The 13,074-nt window shown below is 73.8% G+C and carries 14 protein-coding genes; 8 read left to right on the top strand and 6 right to left on the bottom strand.

The genetic code is table 11. The features are described from left to right. Positions 1–59 precede the first annotated feature (59 nt). Genes ACFW6A_RS13030 through ACFW6A_RS13015 form a run of 4 tightly spaced genes read left to right on the top strand, consistent with a single transcriptional unit; the run spans position 60 to position 3,196 of the window. Positions 60–1,052: a metal ABC transporter substrate-binding protein gene (locus ACFW6A_RS13030; RefSeq protein WP_386479301.1), complete on the top strand. Its 993-nt coding sequence runs from the start codon at positions 60–62 to the stop codon at positions 1,050–1,052. A gap of 10 nt (positions 1,053–1,062) precedes the next feature. Then, positions 1,063–1,827 carry a metal ABC transporter ATP-binding protein gene (locus tag ACFW6A_RS13025; protein WP_351847926.1) on the top strand — a complete coding sequence of 255 codons (765 nt, stop codon included), beginning with the start codon at positions 1,063–1,065 and terminating at the stop codon, positions 1,825–1,827. 2 nt (positions 1,828–1,829) lie between these two features. Beyond that, a complete protein-coding gene (locus ACFW6A_RS13020) occupies positions 1,830–2,726 on the top strand; it encodes a metal ABC transporter permease (RefSeq protein WP_351847923.1) in 897 nt (298 codons plus the stop codon). Positions 2,727–2,785: 59 nt separating this feature from the next. Next, positions 2,786–3,196 carry a Fur family transcriptional regulator gene (locus ACFW6A_RS13015; protein WP_351847920.1) on the top strand — a complete coding sequence of 137 codons (411 nt, stop codon included), beginning with the start codon at positions 2,786–2,788 and terminating at the stop codon, positions 3,194–3,196. A 54-nt stretch (positions 3,197–3,250) separates the two neighbouring features. Here ACFW6A_RS13015 and ACFW6A_RS13010 read toward each other — a convergent pair whose 3' ends face one another. From ACFW6A_RS13010 to ACFW6A_RS12995, 4 genes are all read right to left on the bottom strand, one after another. Then, positions 3,251–3,811, bottom strand: a complete 561-nt coding sequence (locus ACFW6A_RS13010; RefSeq protein WP_351851600.1) for a YcxB family protein — start codon at positions 3,809–3,811, stop codon at positions 3,251–3,253. A gap of 44 nt (positions 3,812–3,855) precedes the next feature. Then, positions 3,856–4,680 carry an isoprenyl transferase gene (locus tag ACFW6A_RS13005; protein ID WP_351851598.1) on the bottom strand — a complete coding sequence of 275 codons (825 nt, stop codon included), beginning with the start codon at positions 4,678–4,680 and terminating at the stop codon, positions 3,856–3,858. Positions 4,681–4,693: 13 nt separating this feature from the next. Beyond that, positions 4,694–5,443 carry a DNA repair protein RecO gene (gene recO, locus ACFW6A_RS13000; RefSeq protein WP_351851596.1) on the bottom strand — a complete coding sequence of 250 codons (750 nt, stop codon included), beginning with the start codon at positions 5,441–5,443 and terminating at the stop codon, positions 4,694–4,696. Positions 5,444–5,534: 91 nt separating this feature from the next. Further along, positions 5,535–5,750: a hypothetical protein gene (locus tag ACFW6A_RS12995; protein WP_169084979.1), complete on the bottom strand. Its 216-nt coding sequence runs from the start codon at positions 5,748–5,750 to the stop codon at positions 5,535–5,537. Between the two features lie 655 nt (positions 5,751–6,405). Between ACFW6A_RS12995 and ACFW6A_RS12990 the strand changes: the two genes are divergently transcribed. The 4 genes from ACFW6A_RS12990 (at position 6,406) to ACFW6A_RS12975 (ending at position 10,703) form a co-directional block, all read left to right on the top strand. Continuing rightward, the gene (locus ACFW6A_RS12990) at positions 6,406–6,822 is read left to right on the top strand and encodes a hypothetical protein (RefSeq protein ID WP_386479295.1); all 417 of its coding nucleotides are present in this window, start codon (positions 6,406–6,408) and stop codon (positions 6,820–6,822) included. 34 nt (positions 6,823–6,856) lie between these two features. Then, positions 6,857–7,672, top strand: coding sequence for a hypothetical protein (locus ACFW6A_RS12985; RefSeq protein WP_351851591.1), 816 nt, complete (start codon positions 6,857–6,859; stop codon positions 7,670–7,672). Between the two features lie 125 nt (positions 7,673–7,797). Continuing rightward, positions 7,798–9,165 (top strand): FAD-dependent oxidoreductase, encoded by a 1,368-nt coding sequence (locus tag ACFW6A_RS12980; RefSeq protein ID WP_386640443.1) that lies wholly within the window; start codon positions 7,798–7,800, stop codon positions 9,163–9,165. A gap of 98 nt (positions 9,166–9,263) precedes the next feature. Then, entirely contained in the window at positions 9,264–10,703 is a 1,440-nt protein-coding gene (locus tag ACFW6A_RS12975) for a LuxR family transcriptional regulator (protein ID WP_386640440.1), read from the top strand. A gap of 113 nt (positions 10,704–10,816) precedes the next feature. Here the strand turns inward: ACFW6A_RS12975 and ACFW6A_RS12970 are convergent, their stop codons facing one another. Together ACFW6A_RS12970 and ACFW6A_RS12965 are read right to left on the bottom strand one after the other, a co-directional pair. Beyond that, complete coding sequence (locus tag ACFW6A_RS12970) at positions 10,817–11,509, bottom strand: TerB family tellurite resistance protein (protein ID WP_351851584.1); 693 nt, start codon at positions 11,507–11,509, stop codon at positions 10,817–10,819. A 127-nt stretch (positions 11,510–11,636) separates the two neighbouring features. Continuing rightward, positions 11,637–12,980 (bottom strand): choice-of-anchor A family protein, encoded by a 1,344-nt coding sequence (locus ACFW6A_RS12965; RefSeq protein ID WP_386479288.1) that lies wholly within the window; start codon positions 12,978–12,980, stop codon positions 11,637–11,639. Positions 12,981–13,074 lie beyond the last annotated feature (94 nt).

Below are 13,074 nucleotides of genomic sequence, written 5' to 3'. Positions count from 1 at the left end.
GCCCGGACCACAGCTTCGGCAATTGACAACCGTTTCCAGTTTTGTTGAAAATGAGTGTCATGAACGTACGCCGTCTGATACCCGCCACCGCCGTCGCCGGAGCCGTCGCCCTCGGCCTCGTCACCCTCACCGCCTGCGGCGGGACCTCCGACGCGGCGGACAAGGGGACCGACGGCAAGCTGGACGTCGTCGCGTCGTTCTATCCCATGCAATACCTGGCGGAGCAGATAGGCGGCGGCCACGTCTCCGTCCAGACCCTGACCAAGCCCGGCGTCGAACCCCACGACCTGGAGCTCAAGCCGCGGCAGATCGGCGAGCTCGGCGAGGCCGACGTCCTCCTCTACCTCAAGGGCATCCAGCCCGCCGTCGACGAGGCCATCGCCCAGGCCGGCGTGAAGAACACCGTCGACGCCGCGACCCTCACCACCCTCGAAGCCCACGGCACCACCGCCGGCGAAGGCCACGCCCACGAGGGCGAGGAGCACGCCGGGGAGGAGTCCCACGAGGGCCACGACCACGGCTCCGAGGCCGGGACCGACCCCCACGTCTGGCTCGACCCGGTGAAGTACGCCGAGGTCGCCGAGGGCGTCGGCGCCGCCTTCGCGAAGGCCGACCCGGACCACGCCGCCGACTACGAGAAGAACACCGCCGCCCTGGTGAAGAAGCTCGGCGACCTGGACACCGCCTTCGAGACGGGCCTGAAGAACACCGAGACCCGCACCTTCATCACCACCCACTCCGCCTTCGGCTACCTCGCCGAGCGCTACCACCTGGACCAGGAGGGCATCTCCGGCGTCGACCCCGAGTCGGAGCCCAGCCCCGCCCGCATCAAGGAACTCCAGGACATCGCCGCGAAGGACAAGGTCACCACCGTCTTCTTCGAGACCCTGGCGAGCGACAGGACCGCGAAGACCCTCGCCGGCGACACCGGGCTCAAGACGGACGTCCTCGACCCGCTGGAGGGAATCACGGACAAGTCCCGGGGCGATGACTACATCGAGGTCATGCAGTCCAACCTCGCCGCCCTGAAGAGCGCGCTCGGCGCCAAGTAGGAGACACGCAGTGAACGACGACCCCGTCATCTCCGTCCGCGGAGCCACCGCCGCCCTCGGCGCCCGTCCCGTCCTGCGCGGCGTCGACCTCACCGTCGGCCGCGGCGAGGTCGTCGCCCTGCTCGGGGCCAACGGCTCCGGCAAGTCCACCGCCGTCCGCGCGGTCATCGGCCAGGTGCCGCTGACCGGCGGCACCATCGAGCTGTTCGGCACCCCCCGGAAGCGGTTCCGCGACTGGGCCCGCGTCGGCTACGTCCCGCAGCGCACCACCGCCGCGAGCGGCGTGCCCGCCACCGTCCGCGAGGTCGTCGCCTCGGGCCGGCTCGCCCGCCGCCGGTTCGGCTGGACCACCCGGGCCGACAGGGCCGCCGTGCAGCGGGCCATGGAGCTGGTCGGCCTCGCCGACCGCGCCAAGGACGCCGTCACGGCCCTCTCCGGCGGCCAGCACCAGCGGGTCCTCATCGCCCGCGCGCTCGCCTCCGAACCCGACCTCCTGATCATGGACGAGCCGATGGCCGGCGTGGACCTCGGCAGCCAGGAGATCCTCGCCGCCACCCTGCGCGAACAGGTCGCCGGCGGCACCTCCGTCCTCCTCGTCCTGCACGAACTGGGCCCCCTGGAGCCGCTGATCGACCGGGCCGTCGTCCTGCGCGACGGCTGCGTCGTCCACGACGGCCCGCCGCCCGAGGCCCTCGGCCAGCACGCGCTGCCCGGCCACGACCACGTCCACCCCCACGCGGCCGGAGAGCCGCTCCGCACGGGACTGCTGAGCTGACCATGGACTTCCTCGAACCTGCCTTCATGCAGCGGGCGCTCCTCGCGGCCGTCCTCGTCGGCATCACCGCCCCCGCCGTCGGCATCTACCTCGTCCAGCGCCGCCAGGCGCTGATGGGCGACGGCATCGGCCACGTGGCGATGACGGGCGTGGGCCTCGGCTTCCTGCTCAACTCCAGCCCGGTGTGGATGGCGACCCTCGTCGCCATCGCGGGCTCGGTCGTGATGGAGCTGATCCGGGCGTACGGCAAGACCCGCGGCGACCTCGCCCTCGCGCTGCTCTTCTACGGCGGCATGGCCGGCGGCGTCATGCTGACCAGCCTCTCGACGACCGGCTCCAACGCCAACCTGACCTCGTACCTCTTCGGCTCGCTCTCCACGGTCTCGTCGCAGGACGTCACCGCGATCGCGCTCCTCGCCGCCTTCGTCGTCCTCGTCACCGTCGGCCTGCGCCGGCAGCTCTTCGCCGTCAGCCAGGACGAGGAGTTCGCCCGCGTCACCGGTCTGCCGGTGCGGCTGCTCAACCTGCTGGTCGCGATCACCGCCGCCGTCACCGTCACCGTCGCCATGCGGGTCGTCGGCCTGCTCCTGGTCAGCGCGCTCATGGTGGTCCCGGTCGCGGCGGCCCAGCAGCTGACCCGGTCCTTCAAGGCCACCTTCGCGCTCGCCGTCCTCATCGGCACCGGCGTCACCCTGTCCGGCACGATCACCTCGTACTACCAGGACGTGCCGCCGGGCGCGACGATCGTGCTCCTCGCGATCGGCGTCTTCATCGCCCTGGCCGTCCTGGCGGCACCGCTCGCCCGGCGAAGGGCGCGGGCCGCCGAACGGGCGTCGGCGGAGTGCGACGCCCGCTGCGTGCCGGAGACCCGGCGACCGGCGGACGACGTCAGGGTCTGACCCGGCGCAGGGGGGACTGGCAGAATGGCGGGGGCAACGGATACATCAAGGAGGCCCCCGTGGTGACGGCAGGACCCCCCGTACGCGGTCGTTCGACCCGGCAGCGAGCCGCCGTGTCGGCGGCACTGAGCGAGGTGGACGAGTTCCGCAGCGCGCAGGAACTGCACGACATGCTCAAGCACCGCGGCGACTCCGTCGGCCTGACCACCGTCTACCGCACCCTCCAGTCGCTGGCGGACGCGGGCGAGGTGGACGCGCTGCGCACCAGCGACGGCGAGACCGTCTACCGCCGCTGCTCCTCGGACGACCACCACCACCACCTGGTCTGCCGCGCCTGCGGCAAGGCGGTCGAGGTCGAGGGCCCGATGGTCGAGCAGTGGGCCGAGGCGGTCGCGGCCGAGCACGGCTTCGTGAACGTGGCGCACACCGTCGAGATCTTCGGCACCTGCGCGGAGTGCGCGGCGAAGTGAGCTGAGACCTGACATACGTGAGGGCCCGCGCCGGACACCGTCCGGCGCGGGCCCTCACGCGTGCCGTCGGAGCCGGCTGCTGTGCCGGTCGAGGAGGGCGCGCAGCCGGTCGGCGTCGGCCGGGTCGGCGAGGCCGTGCTTGGGCAGGTAGGCGAAGCCGGAGCCGGTCCTCCGGGGCGTGAGCAGGACGAAGAGCCGGTCGGTCTCCGCGTACCGGGGCAGCATCGCCCAGCGGATGACCTGCTCGGTGTCCCGGGCGGCCCACCGGCCGCCCTCGGCGTCGACGACGGCCCGGGCCTCGCCCTGCGCGCGGACGGCGAGGAAGAGCGCCCGCGCGACGGCCCACCCCATCAGGCGGACCACGACCACGGCCGCGGCGCCGAGCCCCGCCATCCCGGCCACCGTCCCCGGGTCCGGCTCGCCGGGGAGCAGCAGCTCCAGGAGGGCGATGAGGAAGGCCAGGGCGGCGGCGCCGTACGCGGCCAGGCGCAGCGCCCGCCACCAGCGGGCGGCGTCCAGGGTGACGCGCACCGCCTCGCGCACGTCGGCGAGGGCGGGGAGGTAGGTGAGTTCGATCCGGTCGTGGAGCGTGGGGTCGTCCGTGGTCCCGTTCACGCGCCGGATCGTAGCGTCACCCGCCCGGTGCGCCCTCCCGGGCCTCAGGCCTTGTCGAGGACGGCCAGGTCGGCCGGGTCGACGCCGCCGAAGCGGCGGTCGCGCTGGGCGTACTCGACGCAGGCGCGCCACAGGTCGCGGCGGTCGAAGTCGGGCCACAGCACGTCCTGGAAGACCATCTCGGCGTACGCGCTCTGCCAGATCAGGTAGTTCGAGGTGCGCTGCTCGCCGCTGGGGCGCAGGAAGAGGTCCACGTCCGGCATGTCCGGGTAGTAGAGGTACTTCTGGATCGTCTTCTCGGTGATCTTGGCCGGGTCGAGCCGGCCGGCCTTCACGTCCTCGGCGAGCGCCTGCGCGGCGTCCGTGAGTTCGGCGCGGCCGCCGTAGTTCATGCAGAAGTACAGCGTGAGCTTCGTGTTGTCCTTGGTCTGCTCCTGGGCGACCTGGAGCTCCTTGGCGACGGACTTCCAGAGCTTGGGCATCCGGCCCACCCAGCGCACGCGGACGCCGAGCGAGTCGAGCTGGTCGCGGCTCTTGCGGATGAAGTCGCGGTTGAAGTTCATCAGGAAGCGCACCTCCTCGGGGGAGCGCTTCCAGTTCTCGGTGGAGAAGGCGTAGAGGGAGATCGCGCCGACGCCCATCTCGATCGCGCCCTGGAGCACGTCGAGGACCTGCTCGGCGCCGACCTTGTGGCCCTCGGTGCGGGGCAGTCCGCGCTCCTTGGCCCAGCGGCCGTTGCCGTCCATGACGATCGCGACGTGCTCCGGCACGAGCTCGTGCTGGAGCTTCGGCGGACGGGCGCCGGACGGGTGCGGCTCGGGGGTGGCGTACTCCCGGCGCTGGCGCCCGAGCAGTCGTGCGATGGCCATGGCGTGGTCTCTCCTAGCTTTTCTCTACGTACCGCAGGGAGCGCAGGCCGCGCTCCAGGTGCCAGTGCAGATAGGCGGACACGAGTCCGCTGCCTTCCCTGACGTGACGCGGCTCGCACGCGTCCGCCGTCGCCCAGTCGCCGGTGAGCAGCGCGCTGAGCAGGCCGATGGCCTCCGCTGAGGGTACGACGCTTCCGGGCACCCGGCAGTCGCCGCATATGACGCCGCCCGCCGCGACCGAGAAGAAGCGGTTCGGTCCGTCGAGTCCGCACTTCGCGCAGTCCTCGAAGCTGGGGGCGTAGCCGTTCACGGCGAGGGAGCGGAGCAGGAAGGCGTCGAGGATGAGGTGGGGGGCGTGCTCGCCCCGGGCGAGGGTCCGCAGGCCGCCGACGAGCAGGAGGTACTGCTGGACGGCCGGTTCGCCCTCGTGGTCGGTGAAGCGTTCCGCCGTCTCCAGCATCGCGGTGCCGGCGGTGTAGCGGGCGTAGTCGGTGACGATGCCGCCGCCGTACGCGGCGATCGTCTCGCTCTGCGTGCAGAGCGGCAGCCCGCGTCCGACCAGCTCGCTGCCGCGGGCGAAGAACTGCACGTCGACGTGGGAGAAGGGTTCGAGGCGGGCGCCGAACTTCGACTTGGTGCGCCGCACCCCGCGCGCCACGGCCCGCACCCGGCCGTGTCCCCGCGTGAGGATCGTGATGATGCGGTCCGCCTCACCCAGCTTCTGGGTGCGCAGCACGATCCCGTCATCACGAAACAGACTCATGCCCCCCATTCTCCCGCACGCGGCCCCCCTCCCGGCCGCCCGGCCGCGACTGCGCCCCGGACGACCGCCCCGGGGCGCGGCGGGGCCGGGGTCAGGGGACCTCGCCGCGGCTGCGGGCGTTGGCGTGGGCGGTGGCGGCGCTGAGGCGCTCCGCGGAGGTGGCCTCGCGGACCTCCTCGGGCGCCACGTCCCACTCGCGTCCGCCGCCGAGCGGGCGGATCTGGACGTAGGGGCCCTCGTGGCCCATCACCCTCGCGACCCGCCCGGTGCGGATCTCCACGACGTACGCCCCGATCTGCAGTGCCATGACCGGCCCTCCTCCCCGGCGGTCCGGGCCGGCGGTGCCGGGCCGGGCCACCGTGCGGTGTCCCTTGCGAACGAGCGGCCGAGGGGACGGCGGAGCGGCGGCGCCGGAGGCCGGTCCCGGGGTGCGGAAGGGATTCCCTCCGCACTCCGGGACCGCGCAATTCCGGTGCCGCGCGCCGTGCCGCTCCGACTTCCCCCGTGGTCGTTCTCTCCTGGTGTCTTCCTTCACCAACGTATGCCTTTCTGAATCCATTTCCCGCTTCCCCACTCCCGGGTGACCGGCGATCCGTAGAATCGTCGGACGCACCAAGGGAGTTCGGTCCGTTCCCGCACACCACCCGGGCCGGGATGTTCGAGCGGATAATTCGATTCGCGGCCGTCGGGTCGGCCGTGGAATCGGCGGGACACCGCAAATCCGGGGGATTCTCGAACGGCCGTCCCGGGACACCGTGGAGCCATTCCCCGGACGGAACGAAACGCCCCCGGATTTCGCTCCCGGCGCACGCCGGGGCGCATGAAGGGGGCGCGAAACGGCCGCGGCACGGGGCCGGGCATGGTGCGGGGCGTGCCGGTGCCCCTACGATCGGCGAGGGAGCGTCGCCCTGTCGCCCGGAGGCGCCCCGGGACGCACCGACGGCGGCGGAGGAACGCGGACGATGACGGCCACCCCCTCTCTGGTCCTGCGCGGTGGCGAATCGGTTCTCCGCTTCGCGGGCGGCCCGGTCACCCTGCACCGCACGGACAAGGAGCACCTCATACCGCTGGCGGCGATCTCCTTCGTCCACGCCGAGGGCCGCTCCGTGGCGATCGTCCTGACGGCGTCCGGGGCCAACGAGCCGACGATCTACCGGGTCGCCGACGTCGACGAGACCGGCGCGCTCGCCTTCGCGGACGCCGTGACCTCCGCCCTCCCGGAGACCCCCGCGCCCGACGGCGCCGCGCTCGTCGTCACCAGCGTGCCCCGCGCCCCGGAGCCCGCCGCCGGCTCCGGCGTCCCCCGGAAGGCGGTCGTGGCCGCCGTGGCCGCGGCCGTCCTGCTGATCGCCCTGGCGGTGTTCGCCGCAAGGGGCTGACCCGGGGCCCGCCCCCGGCTCTACGATCATGCTCATGCCGATACCCATCGCTTCCCTCCCGGTCCTCGTGGGCCGGGACGGAACCGTCCTGTCCGCCGAGGACGAAGGCCTCGTCCTCGACCTCCCGACGGAACAGATCGTCTTCACCGCCGACGGCCTCGGCCGGCTCCGCGCCGAGGGCGGGACGGTCCTGATCGAACTGCGGGCGAAGACCGGGGCGACACCGCGCGTCCACCGGATCGACGGCGTCGACCCGGACGGGGCGGCCCTCTTCGCCGACACGATCAACGACCTGCTCGCCGGGCGGACGGACCGGGACGACGTCGACGGCGCCCGCTTCGCCGCGATCCGCTCGCTGGCCCCGGGGTGGCGCCACAGGTTCGCCCGCCGGATCGTGCGGGGCGCCCTCCTCCACCTGCTCGCGCTGATCGCGCTCGCGGTGGTCGCCGGGTCCCTGGGCCACTGGGACGTCGTCATCGTGGAGATCCCGGTGGGCGGCATCAGCTGGGCGGCGCTCGGATTCGGCGCGTACGGCCTCGGGCACAGCCTGCGCGAGCGGTGGCTGCGGCGGCACGGGGTCGCGGTGACCGCCACCCGGGCCACGTCGCCGGGCGCGTACGTCTACCCCGACGGGACCGGCGACTACCGGATCTTCGTGCACGGCACGGCCGGTGCGGCCCTCACCGTGTTCCACCCCCGGGAGGACCCGGCGGACGTGCTCGTGCCCTCGCCGCCGTTCACCCGGCTGGTGAACACGGTCGGCGGCGCCTTCCTGCTCGCCTGCGGGATCGCGGGCACGGTCGCGCTCGCGCTGCTGGCCGTGACCTCGTTCACCTCAGGCGGACTTTGAGAAGTCATAAGCCTGCCTTATGGGGGCATAGACCGGGGTCGGGTACCACTCGGCGCCGGGTGTTAATTAGGGTGGCCTAAGTGTCGGCGGCCTCGCCGCACCCCGCTTGCGAAGGGAACCCAGTCATGCCCCGCCCCCTCCGGGTCGCGATCGTCGGCGCCGGCCCCGCCGGCATCTACGCCGCCGACGCGCTGCTGAAGTCCGACACCGCCGCCGAGCCGGGCGTGTCCATCGACATCTTCGAGCGGATGCCGGCCCCCTTCGGCCTGATCCGCTACGGCGTGGCCCCCGACCACCCGCGGATCAAGGGCATCATCACCGCCCTCCACCAGGTCCTCGACAAGCCGCAGGTCCGCCTCTTCGGCAACGTGAACTACGGCACCGACGTCCACCTCGACGACCTGCGCTCCTTCTACGACGCGGTGGTCTTCTCGACCGGCGCCATGTTCGACCGCGAGCTGAGGATCCCCGGCGTCGAGCTGGACGGCTCCTTCGGCGCCGCCGACTTCGCCTCCTGGTACGACGGCCACCCGGACGTCCCGCGCACCTGGGACCTGTCCGCCGAGAAGGTCGCCGTCCTCGGCGTCGGCAACGTGGCCCTCGACGTCGCCCGCATCCTCGCCAAGACCGCCGAGGAGCTGCTGCCCACCGAGATCCCCGCCAACGTCCACGAGGGCCTGAAGGCCAACAAGGCCGTCGAGATCCACGTCTTCGGCCGCCGCGGCCCCGCGCAGGCGAAGTTCAGCCCCATGGAGCTGCGCGAGCTGGACCACTCGCCGAACATCGAGGTCATCGTCAACCCCGAGGACATCGACTACGACGAGGGCTCGATCGCCGAGCGCCGCAAGAACAAGCAGACCGACATGGTCGCCAAGACCCTGGAGAACTGGGCGATCCGCGACGTCGGCGACCGCCCCCACAAGCTCTTCCTGCACTTCTTCGAGTCCCCCGTCGAGATCCTCGGCGAGAACGGCCAGGTCGTCGGCCTGCGCACCGAGCGCACCGAACTCGACGGCACCGGCAACGTGAAGGGCACCGGCGTCACCACCGACTGGGACGTCCAGTCCGTCTACCGCGCCGTCGGCTACCTCTCCGACGAGCTGCCCAAGCTCCCCTGGGACGCCGTCAGCGGCACCGTCCCGGACCAGGGCGGCCGGGTGATGGAGGGCGAGGAGCACATGGCCTCCACCTACGTCACCGGCTGGATCCGCCGCGGCCCGGTCGGCCTCATCGGCCACACCAAGGGCGACGCCAACGAGACCGTCGGCAACCTCCTGGAGGACTTCGCCGCCGGCCGGCTCCTCACCCCGGCCAGCCCGGAGCCCGAGGCGATCACCGCCTTCCTGGAGGGCAAGGGCCTCACCTACACCACGTGGGAGGGCTGGTACGCCCTGGACGCCGCCGAGAAGGCGCTGGGCGAGCCGCAGGGCCGCGAGCGCGTGAAGATCGTCGAGCGCGAGGACATGCTCCGCGCGAGCGGCGCCATCGACTGACGCGCGACCGCGCCGCGCGCATGAGGGAGGGGGCGCCCACCGGGTGCCCCCTCCCCGCGTCCGGTCCTACGCTGGAAGGACCGGAAGGGGTGAGGGCCGTGTCCGCACCCGTGATCGACCGCGCCGGACGGGCCCGCGACGCGGTGACCCGCGAGGCCTGGGCCGAGGCGTACGCGCTGCTGCACGCCCGCGACCGGCACCCGGACCGGCCGCTGACCGCCGACGACCTCTCCGCGCTCTCCGACGCCGCCTGGTGGTGCGGGCACCTCGACGAGTCCGTCGCCGCCCGGCTGCGGGCGCACGCCGCCCACGTCGCGGCCGGCGACCACCGGGGCGCCGGACTCGCCGCCTGGTGGCTCCACCACGAGTACGCGGACCTGGGCCGGCCCGCCGTCGCCGCCGGCTGGCTGCACCGCGCCCGCCACCACCTCGACGGGCTGCCGCCCTGCCCCGAACAGTCCTTCCTCGCCTGGGCCGACGCCGAGGAGGCCACCGCCCGCGGCGACGGCCCCGCCGCGCTGGCCGCCGCCGGCCGCATGACCCGCCTCGCCGAAGGCTCCGGCAGCCCCGACCTGCTGGCGCTCGGCCGCCAGGCCGCCTCCGCCGTCCTGCTCGCCCAGGGCCGCCGGACGGAGGGGCTCGCGCTCCTCGACGAGGCGATGGGCGCGGCGGAGGTGGGCGAGCTGAGCGACATCGTCACCGGCCGGGTCCACTGCCTGGCCCTCACCCGGTGCGGGGAGGCGGCCGACTTCGGCCGGGCCGTGGAGTGGACCCGCACGGCGATGGAGTGGTGCGCCGCCCACGGCACCGGCGAGAACCCCTTCCGCGGGGTGTGCCGGGCCCACCGGGTCCAGGTCCTGGACCTGCTCGGCGAGTGGACGGCCGCCGAGGAGGAGGCCCGGCGGGCCTGCCGCGAGGTGCCCGTGGACCACCTGGAGGCGGCGGCGTCCGCGTACTGCGCCGCCGGGGACGTCCAGCGCCGCCAGGGCCGCCTCGACGAGGCCGCCCGCTCCTACGCCCGCGCCCACGAGCTGGGCCGGCTCCCCCAGCCGGGGCTCGCCCTGCTGCGGCTCGCGCAGGGCCGCGCCGACGCGGCGGCGACCGGGCTGCGGCTCGCGCTGGCCTGCCAGGACGCCCACCACGGCCCGTCGGCCCGGGCCCGGCTGCTCGCCGCCTCGGCCGAGGTCTCCCTCGCCGTCGGAGCCGTACGGGACGCGGCGGACGCGGCGGCGGAGCTCGACGCCCTCGCCGGGGACGTGCCGCTGCTGCGCGCCCTCGCCGACACGGCGGCCGGCGCGGTGGCCCTGGCCGGGGGCCCCGGCGAGGCGCTGCCCGTGCTGCGGCGGGCGCTCGACCTGTGGCTGCGGCTGCGGGTGCCGTACGAGGCGGCGCGGACGCGGACGCTGGTCGCGGCTGCCGACCGGGCCGCCGGGGACGAGGAGGCCGCTCGGCTCGAACTGGCCTTCGCCCGGGAGGGCTTCGAGCGGCTCGGGGCCGGGTCCGACGCCCGCCGGGCCGCCGCGCACGGCCTGGTCTGAACGGCCCGTACCGCCCGTCCCCGGGACGGGCGGTACGGGGGACGCGGCGGCGCCGTCGTCGCCCCCGGCGACGTCTTCCGGATCGACCGGAACGCCGTGCCGTGGGCCCGGGCTCAGGAGACGGTGCGGGCGGAGGCCAGCAGCCGCAGCACGTCCTCGGGCGGGAGGCCGAGCGCCGTCCCGACGGTCCCCAGGACCTCCTGCTCGGCCGGGCTGTAGCCGCCGTCGGCCAGCGCGATCCGCGCGGCCTGGAGCAGCAGGGCCTCGCGCCCGGCGGGCTCCAGGTGCGGGGTGAGCGGGGCGACGGCCTCGTGGATCTCGATGGCGAGGAGGGCGCCGTCGGGGTTGATCTCGGGCATGAACCGCCCGGTGTCGGCCTCCAGCGCCTCGACCAGGTCGACGAGCTGAACGGCCGTGCACTCGTCGTACCCGGCCGACCGGACGGCGTGCACGGCGCGGTCCAGGACCTCGCGGGAGCCGGTGCCGCCGGCCGCGAGGACGGCGAGGGCGACGGTGTGGACGGCGTCCCGCAGCATCGCGGAGAAGCGGCCGGTGGTGGGCCGCTCCAGCACCTCGGTGCCGAAGCGGGTGTGGCAGGCGGCGCACTCCACCACCGGGCCGGTACAGCCCCGTGGCACGAGCGGGACGCCGAGGACGGCGAACCTGCGGCGGCCGGTGCGCCGCCGGTAGTTGCGGTCGCCGCCGCACTCCTCGCAGAAGAACTCGCCGTCGCCGATGGTGTTCCAGGAGGTGCGGATGCCGCAGACGGTCAGCTTCCCACCACGCGTTTTCCGGGCAGAGCGCACGCGCACCTCCTCAACGGCCCGGCTGCACTGCCGGTGCGTTGGCGTGATGTTAGCCACATCCTTGATGTGGCGTCAGCACCTCGTCACCACTTCGCACCGGAGATGGCCGAGACGCGCCACCCGGGTTTCAGGCCCGGCGGCGGCGCTTCGCGAAGGCCAGGAAGCCTCCGCCGAGGAGCAGGGCGCCGACGGCCGCCCCGATGACCCCGGGTCCGATGGCCGAACCCGTCGTCGCGAGATCACCCTCCGGGGTGGTCGCGGAGGGGGCGGGCGCGGCGGTGGTCTCCTCCGGGGTGCCGCCGGGGGCGGGGCTCTCGGAGGGGGCGCCGGAGGTCGTCGCGGAGGGGGCCGGGGTGGCGGGCGCGGTGGTCTCCGGGGCGCCGGGCGCGGAGGTGGTGGGGCTCGGGGCCGGGGCTGTGGTGACCGGCGGGGTGGGGACCGGGGTGTCGGTCGGCTTCGGCGTCTCCGGGGTGACGACGGGGCCGGGGGCGGTCTCGCCGGGAAGGCAGCCGGTGAAGGTCATCTGGTGGGTCTCGGCGCCGGGGACGGTGACGAGTTCCTTGGCGATCACGGCGCCGTTGACGTGGCCGGGGCCGACGCCGGGGCCGCCCATGTGGACGGTGGCGTTCGGCGCCAGGATGGTGCCGGGCCAGGAGGTGTAGTTCTTCTTCACCATGGTGGCCTGCGGGAAGTTCCACAGCAGCTTGGAGCGGATGGTCCGGTAGGCCGGGTCCGGCACGTTGTAGTCGTCGACGACGGCCGCGCCGCCGGCGAGGTTCTTGTAGTAGACGCCGTAGGTGGCGTGGGCGTTCATGTCGTAGGCGGTGCCGAGGACGTTCACCAGGGTCGAGGCGCCGACCGGGACGTCGAGGGTGATCGAGCGGGCCTTCTGGAGCTCGGCGGCGTCCACGGCGAAGACGTTGAGCGTGCCGTCGGTGCCGGTGAGGAAGAGGCCGTCGCCGGAGGCGGCGACCGTGCCGTTGGGCTTCTGGGCCGCCCAGCCGGCGGAGCGGGCGCGCAGGTCCGTGAACTCCTTGCCGAAGTCGACCGGGGAGGCGCCCTCGGCGATCGGGCCGTCGACGCCGAAGTTCCTGCCTCCGGAGGCGTTGACGACCTTGCCGGCTATGCCGGTGCCCTTGGTGATGACGACCTGGTTGGCCGTCAGGGTGCCGCCGACGACGAGGCTGTGGCCGCCGGGGAGCTTGCCGAGGTCGCCCGGGGTGAGCTGGTGGCCCACGGAGAAGCCGGAGGGCGCCTTCGGGTCGCCGAAGGCCGCGTCGCCGCCGACCGCGACCGCGCCCTCGGAGTCCGAGTGCCGCACCGAGTCGCCCTCGACGAACTCCGCGTAGAGCCCGGCGGTGCCGAGCGGGTTCGGGGTGCATTCGGCGGGGGCGGCGGAAGCGGCGGGGGCCCAGGCGAGGGCGGCTCCGGTCACCGCGAGGACGGTGGCCACGGCAGCGGACGTGCGCATGCGGAACTCCAGGTCAGGGAGTAAGGGGAGGGAAGGTGTGGGGGGTCCCGTGGGGAGTGGTCTGAACCATCCGTCACGCCGTGATGTGCCGTCA

The organism is Streptomyces sp. NPDC058758 (assembly GCF_042746075.1).
In the GTDB taxonomy this organism is placed as follows: domain Bacteria; phylum Actinomycetota; class Actinomycetes; order Streptomycetales; family Streptomycetaceae; genus Streptomyces.
The sequence above is the reverse complement of the archived record's forward strand: the minus strand, read 5'-3'. Positions and strand labels throughout refer to the sequence as shown.

Excerpts from the sequence above, each read along its gene's own strand:
- ACFW6A_RS12965 (WP_386479288.1), bottom strand. The coding sequence starts at position 12,980 with ATGCGCACGTCCGCTGCCGTGGCCACCGTCCTCGCGGTGACCGGAGCC.
- ACFW6A_RS12990 (WP_386479295.1), top strand. The coding sequence starts at position 6,406 with ATGACGGCCACCCCCTCTCTGGTCCTGCGCGGTGGCGAATCGGTTCTC.
- ACFW6A_RS12995 (WP_169084979.1), bottom strand. The coding sequence starts at position 5,750 with ATGGCACTGCAGATCGGGGCGTACGTCGTGGAGATCCGCACCGGGCGG.
- ACFW6A_RS13005 (WP_351851598.1), bottom strand. The coding sequence starts at position 4,680 with ATGGCCATCGCACGACTGCTCGGGCGCCAGCGCCGGGAGTACGCCACC.
- ACFW6A_RS13020 (WP_351847923.1), top strand. The coding sequence starts at position 1,830 with ATGGACTTCCTCGAACCTGCCTTCATGCAGCGGGCGCTCCTCGCGGCC.
- ACFW6A_RS12985 (WP_351851591.1), top strand. The coding sequence starts at position 6,857 with ATGCCGATACCCATCGCTTCCCTCCCGGTCCTCGTGGGCCGGGACGGA.
- ACFW6A_RS12980 (WP_386640443.1), top strand. The coding sequence starts at position 7,798 with ATGCCCCGCCCCCTCCGGGTCGCGATCGTCGGCGCCGGCCCCGCCGGC.
- ACFW6A_RS13030 (WP_386479301.1), top strand. The coding sequence starts at position 60 with ATGAACGTACGCCGTCTGATACCCGCCACCGCCGTCGCCGGAGCCGTC.
- recO (WP_351851596.1), bottom strand. The coding sequence starts at position 5,443 with ATGAGTCTGTTTCGTGATGACGGGATCGTGCTGCGCACCCAGAAGCTG.